Annotated in this window: 16 protein-coding genes; 5 read left to right on the top strand and 11 right to left on the bottom strand. The window is 73.6% G+C overall.

Annotated features, from left to right (window positions below):
* Positions 1-221 (top strand): hypothetical protein (locus ABTY61_RS37145; RefSeq protein ID WP_350509606.1); only part of this gene is annotated, 221 nt, incomplete at its 5' end.
* 166 nt (positions 222-387) lie between these two features.
* Here ABTY61_RS37145 and ABTY61_RS37150 read toward each other — a convergent pair.
* Positions 388-1,392, bottom strand: a complete 1,005-nt coding sequence (locus ABTY61_RS37150; protein WP_350509607.1) for a stage II sporulation protein M — start codon at positions 1,390-1,392, stop codon at positions 388-390.
* A 243-nt stretch (positions 1,393-1,635) separates the two neighbouring features.
* Here ABTY61_RS37150 and ABTY61_RS37155 point away from each other — a divergent pair, with 243 nt between their 5' ends.
* Positions 1,636-2,646 carry an RDD family protein gene (locus ABTY61_RS37155; protein WP_350509608.1) on the top strand — a complete coding sequence of 337 codons (1,011 nt, stop codon included), beginning with the start codon at positions 1,636-1,638 and terminating at the stop codon, positions 2,644-2,646.
* Between the two features lie 81 nt (positions 2,647-2,727).
* Here the strand turns inward: ABTY61_RS37155 and ABTY61_RS37160 are convergent, their stop codons facing one another.
* Positions 2,728-3,357 carry a hypothetical protein gene (locus ABTY61_RS37160; RefSeq protein WP_350509609.1) on the bottom strand — a complete coding sequence of 210 codons (630 nt, stop codon included), beginning with the start codon at positions 3,355-3,357 and terminating at the stop codon, positions 2,728-2,730.
* Positions 3,358-3,488: 131 nt separating this feature from the next.
* On the opposite strand from ABTY61_RS37160, the gene ABTY61_RS37165 reads away from it, so the two are divergent.
* Positions 3,489-4,001, top strand: a complete 513-nt coding sequence (locus tag ABTY61_RS37165) for a SigE family RNA polymerase sigma factor (RefSeq protein ID WP_350509610.1) — start codon at positions 3,489-3,491, stop codon at positions 3,999-4,001.
* Complete coding sequence (locus ABTY61_RS37170; protein ID WP_350509611.1) at positions 3,998-5,029, top strand: hypothetical protein; 1,032 nt, start codon at positions 3,998-4,000, stop codon at positions 5,027-5,029. The genes ABTY61_RS37165 and ABTY61_RS37170 overlap by 4 nt, the downstream gene beginning before the upstream one ends.
* Positions 5,030-5,100: 71 nt before the next feature.
* Here ABTY61_RS37170 and ahcY read toward each other — a convergent pair whose 3' ends face one another.
* The 6 genes from ahcY to ABTY61_RS37200 form a co-directional block, all read right to left on the bottom strand.
* A complete protein-coding gene (gene ahcY / locus ABTY61_RS37175; protein ID WP_350509612.1) occupies positions 5,101-6,549 on the bottom strand; it encodes an adenosylhomocysteinase in 1,449 nt (482 codons plus the stop codon).
* Between the two features lie 374 nt (positions 6,550-6,923).
* Positions 6,924-7,901 (bottom strand): cation diffusion facilitator family transporter, encoded by a 978-nt coding sequence (locus ABTY61_RS37180; protein WP_350509613.1) that lies wholly within the window; start codon positions 7,899-7,901, stop codon positions 6,924-6,926.
* A gap of 18 nt (positions 7,902-7,919) precedes the next feature.
* Complete coding sequence (locus tag ABTY61_RS37185) at positions 7,920-9,173, bottom strand: SIS domain-containing protein (RefSeq protein ID WP_350509614.1); 1,254 nt, start codon at positions 9,171-9,173, stop codon at positions 7,920-7,922.
* A 74-nt stretch (positions 9,174-9,247) separates the two neighbouring features.
* Positions 9,248-9,430, bottom strand: coding sequence for a Trm112 family protein (locus tag ABTY61_RS37190; protein WP_350509615.1), 183 nt, complete (start codon positions 9,428-9,430; stop codon positions 9,248-9,250).
* Between the two features lie 97 nt (positions 9,431-9,527).
* Entirely contained in the window at positions 9,528-10,913 is a 1,386-nt protein-coding gene (locus tag ABTY61_RS37195) for a phosphomannomutase/phosphoglucomutase (protein ID WP_350509616.1), read from the bottom strand.
* A gap of 139 nt (positions 10,914-11,052) precedes the next feature.
* Entirely contained in the window at positions 11,053-11,496 is a 444-nt protein-coding gene (locus tag ABTY61_RS37200; protein WP_350509643.1) for a DUF3499 domain-containing protein, read from the bottom strand.
* 164 nt (positions 11,497-11,660) lie between these two features.
* Here ABTY61_RS37200 and ABTY61_RS37205 point away from each other — a divergent pair, with 164 nt between their 5' ends.
* Complete coding sequence (locus tag ABTY61_RS37205) at positions 11,661-12,113, top strand: metallopeptidase family protein (RefSeq protein ID WP_350509617.1); 453 nt, start codon at positions 11,661-11,663, stop codon at positions 12,111-12,113.
* A gap of 36 nt (positions 12,114-12,149) precedes the next feature.
* On the opposite strand, the gene ABTY61_RS37210 is transcribed toward ABTY61_RS37205, so the two are convergent.
* The 3 genes from ABTY61_RS37210 to ABTY61_RS37220 all read right to left on the bottom strand — a co-directional run bounded on the left by ABTY61_RS37210 (position 12,150) and on the right by ABTY61_RS37220 (position 18,292).
* The gene (locus ABTY61_RS37210; RefSeq protein ID WP_350509618.1) at positions 12,150-13,853 is read right to left on the bottom strand and encodes a DUF5719 family protein; all 1,704 of its coding nucleotides are present in this window, start codon (positions 13,851-13,853) and stop codon (positions 12,150-12,152) included.
* Between the two features lie 6 nt (positions 13,854-13,859).
* On the bottom strand, positions 13,860-17,771 hold the full coding sequence (locus tag ABTY61_RS37215) for a glycosyltransferase (RefSeq protein ID WP_350509619.1): 3,912 nt from the start codon (positions 17,769-17,771) through the stop codon (positions 13,860-13,862).
* Positions 17,772-18,019: 248 nt separating this feature from the next.
* Positions 18,020-18,292: a WhiB family transcriptional regulator gene (locus ABTY61_RS37220; RefSeq protein ID WP_350509620.1), complete on the bottom strand. Its 273-nt coding sequence runs from the start codon at positions 18,290-18,292 to the stop codon at positions 18,020-18,022.
* Between the last annotated feature and the right edge of the window lie 330 nt (positions 18,293-18,622).

Here is an 18,622-nt window from a genome sequence, read left to right on the forward strand (position 1 = left end):
GGAACGGACGCTTCCTTCGGACCGCCTTCCAGCGGGCCCTCCGGGCGCTTCGTTCTTTCGTGTTTCCAGCTTACCAGATGTTTTCCGCTCCGTTTTCCGGAGTTTCATTCATCCGATTCCCGCTGGCGGGATTTCCTGCGAACTTCGTCCCGAAGCCTATCAAAGCCTTCGGAGTGTTCTGTCCGTGGGATTTGCTTCATCAGAGGATGCGCATTTCGTGAAACACGCTCGCCTCGATTTCGGCGGTGTCGTAGACACTAACGCCCGGGCTGACCGTTGTCCAGTCAGTCCCAACCGTTGAAACCTACTAGCCCACCCTCACCACGTCAATGGTTTGGTCGGGATGCGAGAAGAGTAGCAGGTCAGGGGCCTGTTGATCACATCGGCTCAGGCGGCGACAGGCTGGAGGTCCGCCCGATCGGCCGCGTCCACATCGCCGAACTCGCCGCTGGCCGCGGCCTTCCGGCCGAGGATCAGGGCATAGGTGAGGAACGCCGCCTCGGCCACGACTCCGATGGAAATGCGCGCCCAGGTCGGCAGACCGGACGGGGTCACGAAGGCTTCCAGCGTTCCGGCCACCGCCAGCACCGTCGCCAGCCCGATTCCCATGCCGATGATCGAGCGGCCCTGTTCCGCCAGCGCCACCGCACGGGTGCGCGGGCCGGGGTCGATGACAGTCCAGCCGAGTCGCAGGCCCAGGCCTCCGGCCACGAAGACCGTGGTCAGCTCCAGCAGACCGTGCGGGATCAGCAGGCCGAGGAAGATGTCGAGCCGCCCGGCGGAGGCCATCAGTCCGATACCGACAGCGAGGTTGACCACGTTGGTCCACATCACGATGAGCACCGGGATACCCAGGGCGATCCCGAAGAGCAGGCACTGCACGGCGATCCAGGCGTTGTTCGTCCAGACCTGGGCGGCGAAGGAACTGGCCGGCCGGTCCGAGTAGTACGCCTCGTACTGTCCGCCGGGGCGGGTCATCTCCCGCAGGTCGTCGGGCGCGATGAGGCTGTTCCGGACCTCGGGGTGGGTGGCGATCCACCAGGCGATCAGCACGGTGAAGACCATCGAGACCACCGCGACCGGCACCCACCAGCGGCGGGCGCGGTACAGCGCGGCCGGGAAGCTCACCGTGTAGTAGCGGGCGACGTCCTGCCAACCGTTGCTGCGGGCGCCGGTCACCGCACTGCGGGACCGCGAGACCAGGCTGGTCAGCCGGCTGACCAGTGCCGGGTCCGGCGCGGCGGCCTGCACCTTGGCGAGGTGGCCGGTGACGCGCTGGTAGAGGGTGACCAGCTCGTCGGCCTCCTCGCCGCTGAGCCGGCGCCTACGGGCCAGGGCGTCCAGCCGGGCCCACTCCCCCTGGTGGGTGGCGACGAAGACGTCCAGGTCCATTCGGCGGCTCCATGGTCGGCGATGGCGCGAGGCGCGCGTGCGCGGTCGGGCAGGTACGTGCGGACACGTGCGGGCCCAGCATGCCAGGAGCCGTCGCCGCCCCGACCGCCGGGATCTCACTTCCCGTGCGCCCACCGGGCGCCGTATGTTTGCGGCTGCGGATCAGACTGCGGAGAGCGAGCAGTGGGGGCGGATCCGAGCGCCGCTCCCACCTGCTCGCATGAGCGTGAACGGACAGGTGTCTTGAGCGACCTGGTGACGGGTGAGGCGGTCGTCCTCGACCTGCAGACGGCGAAGCTTCCGAGCAGGGCGTTGGCGATCGTGCTCGACCTCCTCATCGAGTTCGCCGCGCTGTTCGTGTCGACACTGGTGATGAGCGTCGCCCTGACCGACCTGGACACCGCGGCGCTGGCGGCGACGATGCTCGGGATGACGGTCTTCTACCTGGTCGCCGTGCCGGTGATGATCGAGACCTTCAGCCACGGGCGCTCGGTCGGCAAGGCCGCGCTCGGCCTGCGGGTGGTGCGCACCGACGGCGGGCCGGTCCGGTTCCGGCACTCGCTGGTGCGCGGGCTGGTGGGCTTCTTCGAGCTGATCGCGATAACCGGCGCCCCGGCCGTGATCACCTCCGCGCTGAACTCGGACGGCAAGCGACTCGGCGACATCTTCGCCGGGACGGTCGTGGTCCGCGAGCGCACCCCGGCCGGCGCCGGCGCGGTCAGCCCGCTGCCCCCGGTGCACCCGCAACTGCTGCACGACATGGGCCGCGAGCTGGTCGCGATGGATTTCTCCGCGGTGCCCGAGCCGCTCTGGCTGGCGATCCGCCAACTGCTCGGCCGGATCGGTCAGTTGGACCCGGCTGTGACGTTCCGGATGTCCACCGGGCTGGCCGAGGACCTGGCCGCCCGGATCGGCAACCCGGTGCCGCCGGGGCTGCACCCGGCCGCGTACCTGGGCGCGGTGCTCACCGAGCGCCAGCGCCGGGAGTGGATGCGCGCCCAGCAGCGGTTCGCGGCCTCGGCACCCGTCCAGCCGCCCGTCCCGCACCCGGCTGCCGCCCCGGTCCCCACGGCCGACGGCCGCCCCCACCGCGTCCTCGGCGTTCCCGCGGCACCCGCGCCCGCACCGCTGCCCGGCCCGTACGCCCCGGCGCCCGCCGTCCCGTCCTTCGTCAAGCCCGCGCAGCCCGTGCAGCCCCCGCGACCCGCCGCCCCCGCCCCCGCCCCCGACGCCGGCTTCGCCCCGCCCGCCTGAACCCCCGCCCGCCCCCGCCCGACCCCCGCCTGAACCACGTGCCTGAACCGCCCGGCTGAACCGCCCGCCGGACCGTCCGCCCTACTCCCCGACCGGCCAGGCGTTCGGCGGCGACTGCAGTTCCTCCAGCTCGATCCCCTCCGCCGCCAGCACCACGTCCCCCGCCAGGTGCACGACCTGCTGCTCCCCCGTCTCCAGGTCCCCCACCTGGTACCGCTCGACCAACAGCGGCCCCGAGTCCGTCTCGTGGGTGTCCACGCCCTCCAGCAGCCACCCCTGGTCGAAGGTGCGCGGCGCCAGCACCGGCTCGGTGAACGCCACCAGCCGCACCCGCGCACTCGCCCCCTCCCGCAGCCGCAGCATCCGGGCCGTGGCGACCAGGAAACCCGGCGAGCGCCCGGCGAAGCCGTGCGCCCGGTCGTGCCCCTCCGCCGCGTGCTCGCCGCCCGGGTCGGCCGCGTCGGTGCGGACCCAGGCCACCCCGTCCACCGCGCCGCCGCGCACCTGCCAGCCGCCCGCCCGCAGCTCCATCCGCAGCGGCCGGGCCCGCGAGTCCAGCGTCAGGTCGACGCTGCCGATCACCCGCCCGTCCGGCGCGTAGGTCTTGGAGACGTAGCGCCAGCCGGCCGCCCCGGGCGCACAGCTGAAGCGCTCCTCGCCGAGCAGGAGGTGGTCGTGGCTGTCGTGCAGTGAGTACCGGCCGTTGGGCATGCCGGAAAGCCTACGTGCGCACCCCGTGCAACATTCCGCGGAGCCGCCCGCATCAGAGGGGCGGACGGCGCGGGAGACGCCGCCCCGACCACAGAGCAGAACCACGAGCAGGACGACGAGAGGGGGTGCGGATGGCGAAGCAGACGCGCGACGCGGAGTTCACGGAGTACGTGGCCTCCAGGGGCGGCTGGCTGCGGAAGGTCGCCTATCTGCTGTGCGGGGACTGGCACCGGGCCGACGACCTGGTGCAGGAGACCATCACCAAGCTGTACGTGCACTGGTCCAAGGCGAGCCGGGCGGACAACCTGGACGGCTACGCCCGGCGCACGCTGGTCAACACCTTCCTCGCCGAGCAGCGCACCTCCTGGTGGCGCCGCACGGTACGGACGGACGTCGACCCGGAATCCGCGGCCGCGGTCCTCGACCTGGACGCCTCGCTCGACCTGCGCCGGGCACTCGCGGCCCTGCCGCCCCGACAACGGGCCACCGTCGTCCTGCGCTACTACTGCGACCTGTCGATCGACCAGGCCGCCGAGGCGCTGGGCTGCTCGACGGGCAACGTCAAGAGCCAGAGCTCCCGGGCCCTGGACACCCTGCGCGGCAGTCTCGTTCCCGTTCCCACGATCGTGGAGAGGACCTCATGATCAACCTCGAGAATGCTGAACTTGCCTTCCAGCTGCGCGACTTGGCCGAAGAGCCGGCCCCGCCTCCGGCCTTCGACGCCACCGTGTCCATCGCCCGGGGCCGCACCCGGCTGCGTGCCCGGCAGGGGGCGGCGATCGCTGCGGTGGCCGTCGCGACGGCGCTCACGGTCGGCTTCACCGCGCTGTCGCCCCGGACCGGGAGCGCGACGCCCGCAACGTCGCCGGCCTCCGCCCCGGCCGCGGTCACCCCGACGCCCTCCCCCGCCGACAAGGCGGTCGACGGCACCCCCGCGCTGACCTCCGAGCTCAAGGTCGGCTGGCTGCCCGACTGGGTGGACCGCGAGCACGGTGTCAGCTACACCACGGGCACCTTCGGTTCCAATCTCACCGCCGTCGAACCGAAGCCGGCCTACCGGCGCCTCTTCATCGCCCTCCTCGCCCCCGGCCCCGAGCCGGTCCTCGGGACCGGTCCGGACGAGGCCAAGGTCCCGGCTCCCCCGGTCAACGGCCGGACGGCGTACTGGGTCGAGCATCCGTCCGAGCCGCGCTACGACAGCAGCGACCGGGTCCTCCGGTGGCAGACCGCCGACGGCCGGTGGGCGGTGATCAGGGCGACGCACTTCGAGGACCAGGCCATCCCCGACGGGGACCTGATCCGGATCGCGGAGTCCGTCACGGGCGGCAGCCGGGACGTCCCGATGCCGCTCTGGCTGAGCGGGGTTCCGGCGTCGATCCGGCCGGACTCCGCCTCCATGGCCCGCTACACCGGAACGGTGCCCTGGGAGGCGCGGATCGCCCTCGCGGTCGACGGCAAGATCGTCACCGTCACCGCGGCCCCGGAGGGAGACCTGAAGGGCCTCGCGCCCGTCTCGCAGTGTCGGCACGAGGGCGGCCTGCAGCTCTGCGCGTCCACGATGCCCGACGTCCTGCCCCGACTCGACCGGGTCGGCGGCCTGGCGGGCCTGCTGAAGCTGGCGCACGTCACCGGTGCGGACGAGAGCACCTGGACGACCGGCAACCTGCGCTGAGCCCGGGCGCGCCGGTGGCCGGCACCCCGCCCAGGGGTGCCGGCCACCGGCGTCAGCAGGAACTCACCGCATCAGTAGCGGTACTGCTCCGACTTGTACGGGCCCTCGACCGGGACGCCGATGTAGTCGGCCTGCTCCTGGCTCAGGGTGGTCAGCTTCACGCCCAGCGCGTCGAGGTGCAGGCGGGCGACCTTCTCGTCCAGGTGCTTCGGCAGCACGTAGACGCCGATCGGGTACTCGTCGGTCTTCGTGAACAGCTCGATCTGGGCGATCGTCTGGTTCGCGAAGGAGTTGGACATCACGAACGACGGGTGGCCGGTCGCGTTGCCCAGGTTCAGCAGGCGGCCCTCGGAGAGGACGATGATGGTGCGACCGTCGGCCTTGCGCCACTCGTGGACCTGCGGCTTGATCTCGGTCTTCACGATGCCGTCGAGCTTGGCCAGGCCGGCCATGTCGATCTCGTTGTCGAAGTGGCCGATGTTGCCCACGATGGCCTGGTGCTTCATCCGGGCCATGTGGGAGGCCATGATGATGTCCTTGTTGCCCGTGGTGGTGATGAAGATGTCGGCGATCTCGACCACGTCGTCCAGGGTGGCGACCTGGTAGCCGTCCATCGCCGCCTGGAGCGCGCAGATCGGGTCGATCTCGGTGACGATGACGCGGGCGCCCTGGCCGCGCAGCGACTCCGCGCAGCCCTTGCCGACGTCGCCGTAGCCGCAGACGACGGCGACCTTGCCGCCGATCAGGACGTCGGTGGCGCGGTTGATGCCGTCGATGAGCGAGTGGCGGCAGCCGTACTTGTTGTCGAACTTCGACTTGGTGACCGAGTCGTTGACGTTGATCGCCGGGAACAGCAGCTGGCCGTCACGGTGCATCTCGTACAGGCGGTGGACACCGGTGGTGGTCTCCTCGGTCACGCCCTTGATGGTGGCGGCGACCTCGGTCCACTTGTTCGGGGTCTCCTTGAGCGTGCGGTTGAGCAGCTCCAGGATGATCCGGAACTCGTCGTTGTCCGCGGTGGACGGATCCGGAGCGGCACCGGCCTTCTCGAACTCGACGCCCTTGTGGATCAGCAGGGTGGCGTCGCCGCCGTCGTCCAGGATCATGTTCGGGGTCTGGCCGTCAGGCCAGGTCAGCGCCTGCTCGGTGCACCACCAGTACTCCTCCAGGGTCTCGCCCTTCCAGGCGAAGACCGGCACGCCCTTCGGGTTCTCCGGGGTGCCCTCCGGGCCGACGGCGATGGCCGCGGCCGCGTGGTCCTGAGTGGAGAAGATGTTGCAGGAGCACCAGCGGACCTCGGCACCGAGCGCCGTCAGGGTCTCGATCAGCACGGCGGTCTGGATGGTCATGTGCAGCGAGCCGGTGATCCGGGCGCCGGCCAGCGGCTGCGACGCGGCGTACTCGGCGCGGATGGACATGAGGCCGGGCATCTCGTGCTCGGCCAGCTGGATCTCCTTGCGGCCGAACGGCGCCAGGGAAAGGTCGGCGACCTTGAAGTCACCGGTGATGTCGGTCGACATGCGTCTGCTCCTCGCTGATGGGGGTGGGGCACGGCCAAGGTACGGATGTGCGATGCGCATGGCGGGCCGTACGGACGCACGGCTACGCCGGGGCCGCCGGATCCCGTGGTGGCGGACCGGCTCCCTGCTGCGCAGCACAAACCGTCGGAGGACCTCTCTCCCTCGACCGGCGCACACCCTACGGGCGCGGACCGCCGATCGACCGCCATCAGCAGCGACGTTCTGGCTCTGGTGACGAATCTACACCGATGGCCCCGTCGGGCGTCCGCAGATGAGTGATTTGGGCGGTCGGATCCGACCACCGCTCGACCGGGGCCCGAGCCGCCGGGAGCCCGGGACCGGGGGCCGGCCTCCGGTCCCGGGCGGACGGTCCGTCAGTGCGCCGCTTCCGGCCCCGGGCCGCCCGGGGTGGCCGCCGGGTCCTCGCCCGCGGCGGCCTTCTCGGCGCTGTAGACGTCCGGTTCCAGGTAGATCGCCCGGGCGATCGGAACGGCGGCGCGGACCCTCTCCTCGGCCGCGTCGATGGCCCGTGCCACCCGGTCGGCGCTGTCCTCCGCGTTGACGGCGACCTTGGCGGCGACCAGCAGCTCCTCCGGACCGAGGTGCAGGGTGCGCATGTGGATCACCCCGGTGACCGCCTCGCCGTCCACCAGCGCGGCACGGATCCGCCGCACCGACTCCTTGTCGGCGGACTCGCCGAGCAGCAGCGACTTGGTCTCCAGCGCGAGCACCACCGCGATCACCACCAGCAGCACGCCGATGCACAGGGTGCCGACGCCGTCCCAGACGCCGTCGCCGGTGATCACGGTGAGCGAGACGCCGAGCAGCGCGAGCACCAGGCCGATCAGCGCGCCGGTGTCCTCCAGCAGCACCACCGGCAGCTCCGGCGCCTTGGCGGTGCGGATGTACTGCACCCAGCCCTGGCCGCCCTTGGCCTTGGCGGATTCGCGCACCGCGGTCAGGAAGGACCAGCCCTCCATCGCGACGGCGAAGAGCAGCACGCCCACCGCCCAGCCCCAGGAGTCCAGCGTCTCGGGGTGGTTGACCTTGTGCCAGCCCTCGTAGACCGCGAACAGCCCGCCGACGCTGAACAGCACGATCGCCACCAGAAAGCCGTAGACGTAGCGCTCACGCCCGTACCCGAAGGGGTGCTCCTCGTCCGCCTCCCGGCGCGCCCGCTTGCCGCCGATCAGCAACAGCACCTGGTTGCCGGAGTCGGCCACCGAGTGCACGCCCTCGGCCAGCATCGAGGAGGAGCCGGTGAAGCCGAAGGCGGTGAACTTGGCCGCCGCGATCGCCAGGTTGGCGGACAGCGCCGCGACCAGTGCCTTCGTCCCGCCCTCAGTGCTCATGCGCACAACCTAGCGGCATCAGGACTGCGCGGCGGCGAGCCCCAGGTAGACCGCGGCGAAGTCGGTCAGCGCGATCAGGTCGGCCAGCGCGTGCAGCGGGTCCGCGAGGGTGCTCGCGTACTCGGTGAGCCGTACGTCGTGGGCGGCGGCCAACCGGTGGGCGCGGCGCACGCCGAAGCTGCGCGGCCGCTCGTCGTCCTCGGTGACCTCGACGGGGCCGTCCTGCTCCGGCGCGGCCTCCGGCCCGTCCGTCCCGGGGAGGTGCCGCAGCAGCAGCACCTGGAGGTGCAGCGGGTCGGGCTCCTCGACCCGGTCGCGGAAGAAGTCGTCCGGGTCGGCGCCCGCGCCCAACTGGCCGGTGAACATGCCGCGGTGGGCGGTGAGCACCTGGGGCAGCGCGCCGGCCAGGGCCGGGCGGCCGGCCCGGTCGGCCAGCTGGGCGGCGAAGCGGGCGGCGGCGGCACCGGCGACCGGGCCCTCGGCCCAGAGCAGCGGGACGGTTCCGGCGAGCCGCGCGGCCAGACCCTTGGCCGGGTTGGTGTACGCGGCGGCGTCCGGGCGGCAGCGCACGGCGGCGGTGTCCAGCAGGTCGGCGACGGCCGGCAGCGCGTCATAGGGCAGCTGGGTGAGGCCGAGCTTCTGGGCGAGCGCCAGCAGCGGGGTCAGGTGGGACCACAGCGCGGCCGGGTCCTCGGCCGGCAGGTCCGGCTCGGCGGCGGGCGCGGCGGTCGGGTCCTCGTCGGGCAGCACCGTGCCGACGTACGGCAGCGGCAGCGCGCGCACCTGCAGCGCGGCCTCGGCCAGCGGGCTGCCGGGCGGGGCGGTGACGACGACGGCGCAGCCGCGGGCGTAGGCCTGCTCGGCGAGGCCGATCAGGCCCTGCTCGCCGCCGGCGGCGGAGCTGACCACCAGCAGGTCGAGCGGGCCGGCCCAGCCGGGCAGCTGCCAGCCGAGTCCGGCGGTGAAGGCGGGCGGGGCGCCGGCCCGGTCGGCGCGCGGGGCGGCGGCCTCGGTCGGCGGCAGCGGGGCGATCAGGGTGGCGGACCCGGCCAGCGCGGCGAGGATCTCGGCCGCGGTCAGGGCGCTGCCGTGCCCGGCGACCAGGACGGCGCGCGGGCGACCGTCCGGGCGCAGCCGGTCGAGGCCGGCCGCGTCGGCCTGCCGCAGCGCGGTGCGGACCCGGGCACCGGCGCCGGCCAGGGCCAGCAGGGCTCGGTCGTGGTCGGCGCGCTGGAGGGCGGCCGGGTCGTCGAGCAGGGTGTCGTCGAGCATGCGGCGGGCCTCCGGCTGTCCTGTGTGGGCGGCGGGCGCGGGTGGGGCTGGTCGACTGGTCGGCCCCAACAGGATCAGGCCGGGCGGCGGGCCTCGTCCACCAGGAGGACCGGAATGCCCTCGCGGACCGGGTACGCGAGGCCGCAGTCCGCGCCGGTGCAGAGCAGCTCGGGCTGCTCCTCGGTGCCGCCCTCGACGAGCGCGGCCCGGCACTGCGGGCAGACCAGGATCTCCAGCAGGAAGGATTCGAGCTTCATGGGGCTCTCCAAAGTTCGGTGGTGGCACGGAGGTGCCCCGGCCGATAGGCAACCCTACCGGCCGGGGCACCGCGCGCTTCGGTCAGGCGCGGTCCGGTCAGGCGCGGACGATGGCGAGCACGCCGTCGCGCAGTTCGGCCATCCGCGCCGGGTCCTTGGCCTCGACGTTGAGGCGCAGCAGCGGCTCGGTGTTGGAGGCGCGCAGGTTGAACCACCAGTCCGGGCCGGCCACGGTGAGGCCGTCCAGCTCGTCCACCGTGGTGCCCTCCAGGCCGGCGTACGCGGCGCGGACGGCGGCGGTGCTGGCGGCCTGGTCGGCGACGGTGCTGTTGATCTCGCCGGAGGCGGCGTAGCGGTCGTACTCGGCGGTCAGCTCGGAGAGGGTGCCCGGCTGGCCGCCGAGCGCGGCCAGCACGTGCAGCGCGGCCAGCATGCCGGTGTCGGCACGCCAGAAGTCGCGGAAGTAGTAGTGGGCCGAGTGCTCGCCGCCGAAGACGGCGTCGGTGACGGCCATCTCCTGCTTGATGAAGGAGTGGCCGACCCGGGTGCGCACCGGGGTGGCGCCGAGCTCGCGGACCACCTCGGGGACGGTCCAGGAGGTGATCAGGTTGTGGATGATCGTCGGCTCGGCCTCGCCGGCGGCCTGGGCGCGGGCGATCTCGCGGGCGGCGACCAGGGCGGTGATCGCGGACGGGGAGACCGGCTCGCCGCGCTCGTCGACGACGAAGCAGCGGTCGGCGTCGCCGTCGAAGGCCAGGCCGATGTCGGCGCCGACCTCGCGGACCTTGGCCTGGAGGTCGACCAGGTTCTTCGGGTCGAGCGGGTTGGCCTCGTGGTTGGGGAAGGTGCCGTCCAGCTCGAAGTACATCGGGACGAGTTCGAGCGGCAGGCCGTCGAAGACGGTCGGCACGGTGTGGCCGCCCATGCCGTTGCCGGCGTCCACGGCGACCTTCAGCGGGCGGATCGCGGTGAGGTCGACCAGGCCCAGCAGGTGGTCGGCGTAGCCGCGCAGGGTCTCCTCGGCGGAGAGCGCGCCGGGCTTCACGTCCCGGGCCGGGACGGTGACGGTGTCGTCCTCGGCGGTCCAGGACTCGACCAGCTCGCGGATCTCGGACAGGCCGGTGTCCTGGCCGACCGGGGCGGCGCCGGCCCGGCAGAGCTTGATGCCGTTGTACTGGGCCGGGTTGTGACTGGCGGTGAACATCGCGCCGGGCAGGTCGAGCTTGCCGCTGGCGTAGTAGAGCTGGTCGGTCGAGCAGAGGCCGATCTCGACCACGTCGGCGCCGTAGGCCGCCGCGCCCTCGGCGAAGGCCCGGCTGAGCGACGGCGAGGAGGGGCGCATGTCGTGCCCGACCACGATCGCGGTCGCCCCGGTGACCTGCACGAATGCGGCGCCGAAGGCCCGGGACAGGCTCTCGTCCCACTGGTCCGGGACGACACCTCGGACGTCGTACGCCTTCACGAGCTGCTTGAGGTCGCGCACTGCGGCTCCACCCTGGTTCTGTGCTGATCGATACGTCGGGCCACCCGCGCGTCCGGTCGACGGATCGCGGGGGATGTCAGACGGGCAGCGTACCCGGGCCGGGCGAACGCACCGTGCCGGGACGGGGTCAGGGCACGCCCTAGTTGTCGGGCGAGCGCAGGACCCGGAGGTGGCCGCGGCGGCCGCCCTCGGTGGAATCGCCGTCGGGGCCGCGGCCCTGACGGGGGGTCTGCGGGCGGGCGGCCTCGCGGACGGCGTTGGCGAGGGCTTCCAGGTCGTCGCTGCTGCGGCGCAGCGGCCCGGCCTCGGCGGCGAGCCGGACGACCTCCCAGCCGCGCGGGGCGGTGAGCCGCTCGGCGTGCTCGGCGCACAGGTCGTAGCAGTGCGGCTCGGCGTAGGTGGCGAGCGGGCCCAGCACAGCGGTGGAGTCCGCGTAGACGTACGTCAGCGTCGCGACGGCCGGTCGGCCGCACGCGGTCCGCGAACAACGACGTACAGAGCTCACGAGGGTGGACGGTACCGCACTCCCCGCCGGGGAGCGAAGACCGCCTGCCCGGCGGGGTGCCGTGTCGCGGACCGGCAGCCCCCGGGCAGCCCGTCGCCGGGGCCCGGGGGCGCCCCCGGGCGCGCCGTCCGGCTCCTGCCGTCCGGCTCGCTCCGGCTGTTCCGGCACGCGCCGTCGCACCGGCGATTCCCCCGTCGGAGTGGTCCACTTCCGACCCGCCAAGGACTACTCTCGGCAGTGATATGGACAGCTCCGCACCGCAGTCATCGACAGGCCCCTCGCGCCGCCCCCGGCACCGCGACCGGCACGGCAGGGGGCTGCGCGGCCCGCTGGCCCCGCCCCAGGTGCCGATCTCGCTCACCCGCTCCGAACTGTTCGACGACTACGTGCGCGAGTCGGTGGAGCGGTTGGAGCGGCGGTGGCCGCAGCTGATCGAGGTGGAGTTCGCCGTGCAGGAGGTACCGCTGCACGAGCCGGACGGCGCCGACACCGAGGACGGCGTGCCGCTGGGCCGGGTGTCACCGGGTCAGAAGGGGCACAAGAGCCAGATCGTGGTCTACCGGCGGCCGGTGGAGATCCGGGCGAAGACCCGGGAGGACCGGGCGGCGCTGGTGCACGAGATCCTGATCGAGCAGGTGGCCGAGCTGCTGGGGCTGTCGCCGGACGCGATCGACCCGCGCTACGACGAGGAGTGACCTTCCGGGGCCCCGCGGGGCCCCGGAAGGCCCGGGTCAGCGCAGCACGACGCCGGGGTCCTGGGTGGCCTGCGGGACCTGGACGGTGCTGTGGTCGTCGCGCAGCGCCTGGACGGTGAACATCGGCACGTCCTTGGTGGGGACGGCCAGCATCCGGGCGGCGACCACCGGTCCGCCGGACTCGGTCTCCACGGTGACCGCGAAGACGCCGTTCAGCCCGGCGGGCTCGGGCGCCGGGATGGCGACCGTACCGCCGGCCGGGAGCTGGACCTCCTTGGTCACCGGGGTGCCGCCGCCGCTGCCGGCCGAGCCGGTGACCTTGACGGTGGCGGCGTCGCCGGTGGAGGTCAGGAACACCGTGGAGGCGCCGGCCCGGTTGTCGGCGACGGTGGCGCGGGCGCCGACCGGGCCGCTGCCGGTGAGCCAGGCCGCGTCGCTCTTGCCGTTGCCGCCCACCCGGTCGACCCGCAGGCCCGCCACGACCGGGGTGGGGTGCTTGTCGTCGCTGGGCGACAGCCGCAGCCCGGCGACCTCGTCCCGGGTGACCTTGCCGAGGTCGACGGCGGCCACCATGCCCGCCTTGACGTGGATCGACTCGTTGCCGGCCGGGGTGAACCAGCCGTTCTTGCCGGACAGCTGGATCTTGAGGTCGGCGTCGTCCTCCGGCGGTGCCCAGACCACCAGTCGGGCCGAGGCCGTGTCGGCGGGCAGGCCGGGCAGCACCTGGGTGGGGGCGGGCTCGGTCGAGGCGGGGATCCAGTCGGCGCCCTTGGCCCCGTCGGCGGCGTGCAGCGCGGCGCCGAGCCGCCCGGAGCGCACCACCACGTGCACGGCGAGGTCGGTGACGGCGCCCTTGCTGATGGTCGACAGCAGGACGGACTGCGAGCTGCCGGGGGCCACGGTGATGCCGTTGGCGGCGTCGTTGTCGATCAGGCCCTTGTCGCCGTACAGCTTGATGTCGACCACGGCGGCGGAGGACTCGGGGTTGACCAGGCTGACGTAGTCGACCCGGTCGCCGGCCGTACTGGCCCCGGCGAACCAGAAGCTGGTGCTCTCCGGGGTGCAGGTGAGGCCGGACAGGCCCATGCCGCGCTGCTCGGTGACCACGGTGGTCTGGGTGACGGTGAAGCCGGGGGCGAGGGCGCCGGTGGCGACGGCCCCGGTGCCGGGCGCGGCGTCGCCGTTGGAGGCCGGGCCGGTCGCCGGGGTGCCGGGCTTGGTGAGGGTCAGCTTGGCGTCGGCGGGCGCGGCGTTCTTGTCCGGGACCGGGGTGGCCGGGGCGCCGGAGCCGCTCGGGGTGGTGGAGGGCGCGGCGGTCGGCGATCCGCTCGGTGCCGGAGCCGAGGGGGCCGCGGTCGGCGGGATGGCCGGGGCGGCCTGCTCGGAGATCCAGCCGGCGCCGCCGGGGGCCGAGCCGGTGCCGGGCGGGGTGTAGGCGGTGAGGGTGGTCGAGCCGGTCAGGCTCTGGAAGGGCTGCGGGCAGACCGCAGCCGTCCGCTCGACCTGCGCGGTGCTCGGGGCGGCCCCGCCGTCCGCCTTGGCCGGGCTCGCCGGCGGGCGTGCCTCGGCGATCCCGAACACGGCCGCCAGCACCACGGCCGCGGCCAGCAGGGACTGGGTGGTCTTCCCCGCCCGGCCGGGGGCCTTCTCCGCGGCCCCCGCCGACTCGGCGGCAGCGGCGGGCACGAAGGACGGCTCGGCCCCGGCGTCGGACTTCTTCCTGAATGCGGGCTTCTTCATCGCGGGTCAGCTCCCCGATCCGTGCTGGTGGGGACCGTGGTTCCCGGAGGGATGACCGGTGCCGCCGGGTTCATTGGGGTCGTAGTACGGCTCGCCCTGCTGCTGGCCCGGCAGCCAGGTCTGCTGGGGCTGACCGCCCTGCTGCTGGTAGGGGTCGTAGCCGTACTGCTCCTGCGGGTACGGCTCGTACCCCTGCTGCTCGTACCCCTGCTGGTCGTAGCCCTGCTGCTCGTACCCCTGCTGGGGGTAGGCCTGCTGCTGGTGGCCGTCGTACCCCTGGCCCTCGTAGCCCTGACCCTCGTACCCCTGGCCGGCGTACGGCGCGGCTGCCGGCTGCTGGGCCGCGTACTGGTCGTAGCTGTACGGGTCGGCCTGCTGGTACGTCTGGTACGGGTCGGTGTACGGCTCGGCCTCCTGGACGGCGGCGGCCGCCTGGACCGCCCCGGCCACCGGCTCGCCGACGGGCTGCGTCGGGATCGGGCCCGGCCGGCCGTCGTACACCCCGGGCTCCTCGGCGCCGGGCTCGCCGCCCTCGCCGCGCTCGGCCATCCGCCGGGCCCGGCGGCTGCCGGGGGCGGGGGTCTGCGCCTGGGCGGCGGCCAGCGCGGCGGCGGCGACCACCTCCTCGGGCAGGTCGTCGTCCTTGTGGCTGCGGCGGCCGGGCAGGGCCAGCACCAGGATGGTGAGGCCGATCAGCACCTGGGCCCAGATCCAGCCGGTGTGGGCGAGGCTGCCCTCCCGGGTGACGCTCAGCTTGCCGCCGGCGGCCGGGAGCTTGAAGCCCTGCGCCCAGCCGTCGACCGTGGTGGGCTCCAGGGCGGTGCCGTCCACGGTGGCCTTCCACTCGGGGGCGGCGGTCTCGGCGAGCCGCAGCACCCGGCCGTCCGGACCGGCCGGGACGGTGGCGGCGAGGTCGCGGACCCCGGCCGGGACGGCCACCGGGGTGGCTCCCGGGGCGGTGATCACCGCGCGCACCGCGGGGGCGCCGTTGACCTGCCAGAGCGCGGCGTCGCCGTCCTGGTTGGCCTTGACCAGGCCGGGGGTGGTGTCCAGGACGTCCTTGAAGGCGTCGACGGCCTGCCGCTCGACCAGCACGTAGGCGATGCCGTAGCCGGCCAGGGCGTTCGCCTGGTCGGCGCCGGAGCCGGCCAGCAGGCTGCCGACCATCTTGTTCAGGCCGTCCTGGGTTCCGGTGGCCGGGTCGACGGTGGACTCCGCCTGGCCGAGAGTCAGGCCGGCGCCGCGCACCACGGTGTAGCGGACGGCGCCCTTCTGGCCGGTGACGACGAGGGTGCGGGCCCGGTCGCTGGTGCCGGCCTCCTCGGCGATGAAGGCGGGCACCTGGCCGGCCGCGGCGCGGTGCAGCGGACCGCCGGCACCGGTCAGCGCCCACCACAGTCCGGTGCCCAGCGGGGCCAGCACGGCGGTGGCCACCACCAGCGCGGCCACCGGCTGGCGCCAGCCGAAGGCGATCCCGGCGACGCGGGCGTTGGCGCCGTCGGCGCCGATCGCGGCGGCGGCGAGCAGGGCGATCCCGGCGATCAGGGTGGCCGGCCCGGCCCAGGCGGGCACCGGCTGGCCGCCGGAGGCCGGGGTGACGGAGGCGCCCGCCACCGCGACCGCGAAGACCAGCCCGGCCCCGGCCGCGCCCCAGGCGGCGAGCACCGCGCGGCGCCGGTCGGCACGCAGCAGCGCTGCCAGCGCGGCGAGGACGACACCGGTGGAGAGCCAGACCGGCGGCACCCCGGCGCCGCCGGGGTTGACCAGCAGCAGGCCGGCCGCGCTCGCCCCGGCGCCGTGCAGACCGGGCAGTCCGGCCTCCAGCAGCAGCCACTGCGGGTGCGACAGCACCTTCAGCGACCAGGGGGCGAGCACCGCGACGGGCACCGCGAGGATCACCAGGACGCGCAGGCCGAGCAGCCGCAGCGCCGTGCCGCCGGAGCCGAGGGCCCCGCCGCGCAGCACCGCGAAGACCAGCATGGCCAGGCACAGCGGTACGGCGAGCGCCCAGGTCAGCGGGACGAAGGCGGTGGCCAGGGTGAGCAGCAGGACGGTCATCCAGACCGGCCGCCAGCCGGGGCGGGCGCCCTTGGCGGCGCTCTCCTGGCGGATGCCGAGGCCGGCCGCGATCGCCGCGGCGCGGGCCAGCGGCGGCAGCAGCACGGCGAGGACGGCGGTGCCGATCCGGCCCTGGGCGAGCGCGCCGGTGGCGGCGGGCAGCAGGGCGTAGGTGGCGCTGGCCCAGGCGCGGACCAGCTTGGAGTCCAGCAGCGGCCGGGACACCAGGTAGGCGCTGACCGCGGCGAGCGGGACGGTGAGCACGACCAGCAGGGTGAGCGCGAGGTCGGCGTGGCCGAACAGCAGCCAGGAGAGCACCGCGAGCACGCCGAGGTACGGCGGGGCGGCGGCGGTGGAGCCGGTGCCGACCGGGTGCCAGGCGTCCGCGTACATCGCCCACAGTCCGCCCGCGCCGTCGGAGGCGGGCAGCAGGGCGCCGCCGAACAGCTCGCCGCTGCCGAACAGGCCGCGGCAGGCGACCAGGGCGAACACCAGCAGGGCGGCGAACAGCACCGGCGCGGGGCGCCGGGCCAGCTTCTTGATCAGTGCGAACTGCTCGATGACGAGGTCCTCGCCGTCCTCGTCACCGCCCGCCTCGACCGAGCCGTGCCGGCTGCCGGTGTCGTCGGCGCCCCCTATCCCGAGCGAGCCGATGACGCCCTCGACGGCCAGCCGGGTGGTGGCACCGGGCGCCGGGAACAGCGTGCGGTCGTCCAGGGGGTCCGCGGCGCGGGTCCGGGCGCGGTGTTTGCGTGCGGCCAACAGCCGCGGGAAGCGGACGAGTTCGTGGCCGAGTCCGGCCAGCTCGTCGACCGCCTGGCGCGGGTCCTTGCCGAGCAGGTTGGTGACGGCCCGCACCAGGGTGCCGAGCACCAGGCGCAGCAGCACGTACGGGAAGAGCGCGCCCTTGCAGTTGGCCAGCAGGGTGTAGACGGCCCCGGCCTTGTCCACCCGGTGCGGGTGGGCGGGGCCGCAGTCGATCGCGCGGCGCTCGCGGCTGGCCGCCTCGGCGTGCCGCAGCACGGCGTCGGGGGCGACCACCACGCGGTGGCCGGCGGCGTTGACCCGCCAGCAGAAGTCGGTGTCGTCCCGCATCAGCGGGAGGGCCTTGTCGAAGCCGCCGAGCTCCTCGAAGACGTCCCGGCGCACCAGCATGCCCGCACTGGAGACGGCGAGCACCGGGCGGACCTGGTCGTGCTGGCCCTGGTCCTGCTCGCGGCGGTCCAGGCCGGTCCAGCGGCGGCCGGAGCGGGCGATGGTGACGCCGATCTCCAGCAGCTGGCGGCGGTCGTACCAGCTGCGCAGCTTGGGGCCGACCACGCCGGCGCTCGGGGTGGAGTCGGCGACCTGGAGGAGGCGGCGCAGTGCGTCGGTCTGCGGCTCGCAGTCGTCGTGCAGCAGCCAGAGCCACTCGACCGGCTGGGTCTCGCGCGGGCCGCCGCGGCCGAGGTCGTCCTCCTGGGCGAGCGGGTCGCCGTAGTCGTCCCAGCCGCCGGTGACCGGGTCGTAGCCGGAGGGGTCGAGCCGGTAGGGCAGGTCCTCCGGGCGCAGCGGCGGGCTGTTGAAGACGGCCTCGGCGACGGCGGCGCCGAAGCCGGCCCGGCGGCCGAGCACCAGCGGGCCGCTCTCGGGCAGCCAGTCCTCGAGGGTGTCGGCGAGCAGTTGCGGGGAGTTGTCGGTGGATCCGGTGTCGACCGCGAGGATCCGCTGGACCTGACGGTCCTGGCCGAGCAGACCGGCCAGGGCCTGCGGCAGCCAGCGGGCGCCGTCGTGCGAGACGATCACCGCGGTGACCAGGTGGCGCGGGTAGGCGGGCGGCCTGGAAGCGGTGAAGCCGCTCTGGTGGCTGTAGACGGTCATCGAGTGCGCGGGCCCCAGTTCTCGGTGGACACAGCCGGTGAACGGCAACCGGATGGCGCACCACACTAACGGCTCCGGATGGCCTCCTCGTGCCCGGTGCCGGTGCGGAGGCGGTGAAGAAGCGGGCCCGGGACCGGCAGGAAGCGGTCCGGGAACACGAAAGCGCCCCACCGTCGCGGTGAGGCGCTCGTACAGCTGTGCGACCGTCCGCCGGTGGCGGAGGGTCAGCGGGGCCGGGGTCGGCCCGGTCAGACCGCGCTCTTCTTGAGCCGACGGCGCTCGCGCTCGGAGAGGCCGCCCCAGATGCCGAAGCGCTCGTCATTGGCGAGCGCGTACTCCAGGCATTCCGAGCGGACCTCGCAGGCGAGGCAGACCTTCTTGGCCTCGCGGGTCGAGCCGCCCTTCTCGGGGAAGAAGGACTCCGGGTCGGTCTGGGCGCACAACGCGCGCTCCTGCCAACCGAATTCCTCCTCTTCCTCCGTGATGCCGTCCCCGATCAACAGCTCAAAGAGCTCGCTCATGTGGCGCGCCTCCTCTGCCCCTACTTGGCGTCCCCGTGGTTGCCGTTGCCTCGTGCGGCTGACGACACGAGTGAAATTACAGTTGCGTCACTCTGGCCCAGTCAAGCCGAGCTCTGGTATTGAGGCCGGGATTCACTCCCTGGCACCAAGCCGTTACGAATAGTGTACATATTCGGACACATCGGGCCTTCGGCCTGAAAGGCCTGGAGGGCATCGAAACGCCCGCTACCACTCGCGGAATGACGCTCGGTCACCATCACAGGCCGGTCATCGGCCTGCCTTCCCGGCGATCTTCCCATCGAAACATAGAGAGTGATGAATCACCCCATC

The organism is Kitasatospora sp. NPDC096128 (genome assembly GCF_040303105.1).
GTDB lineage: Bacteria > Actinomycetota > Actinomycetes > Streptomycetales > Streptomycetaceae > Kitasatospora.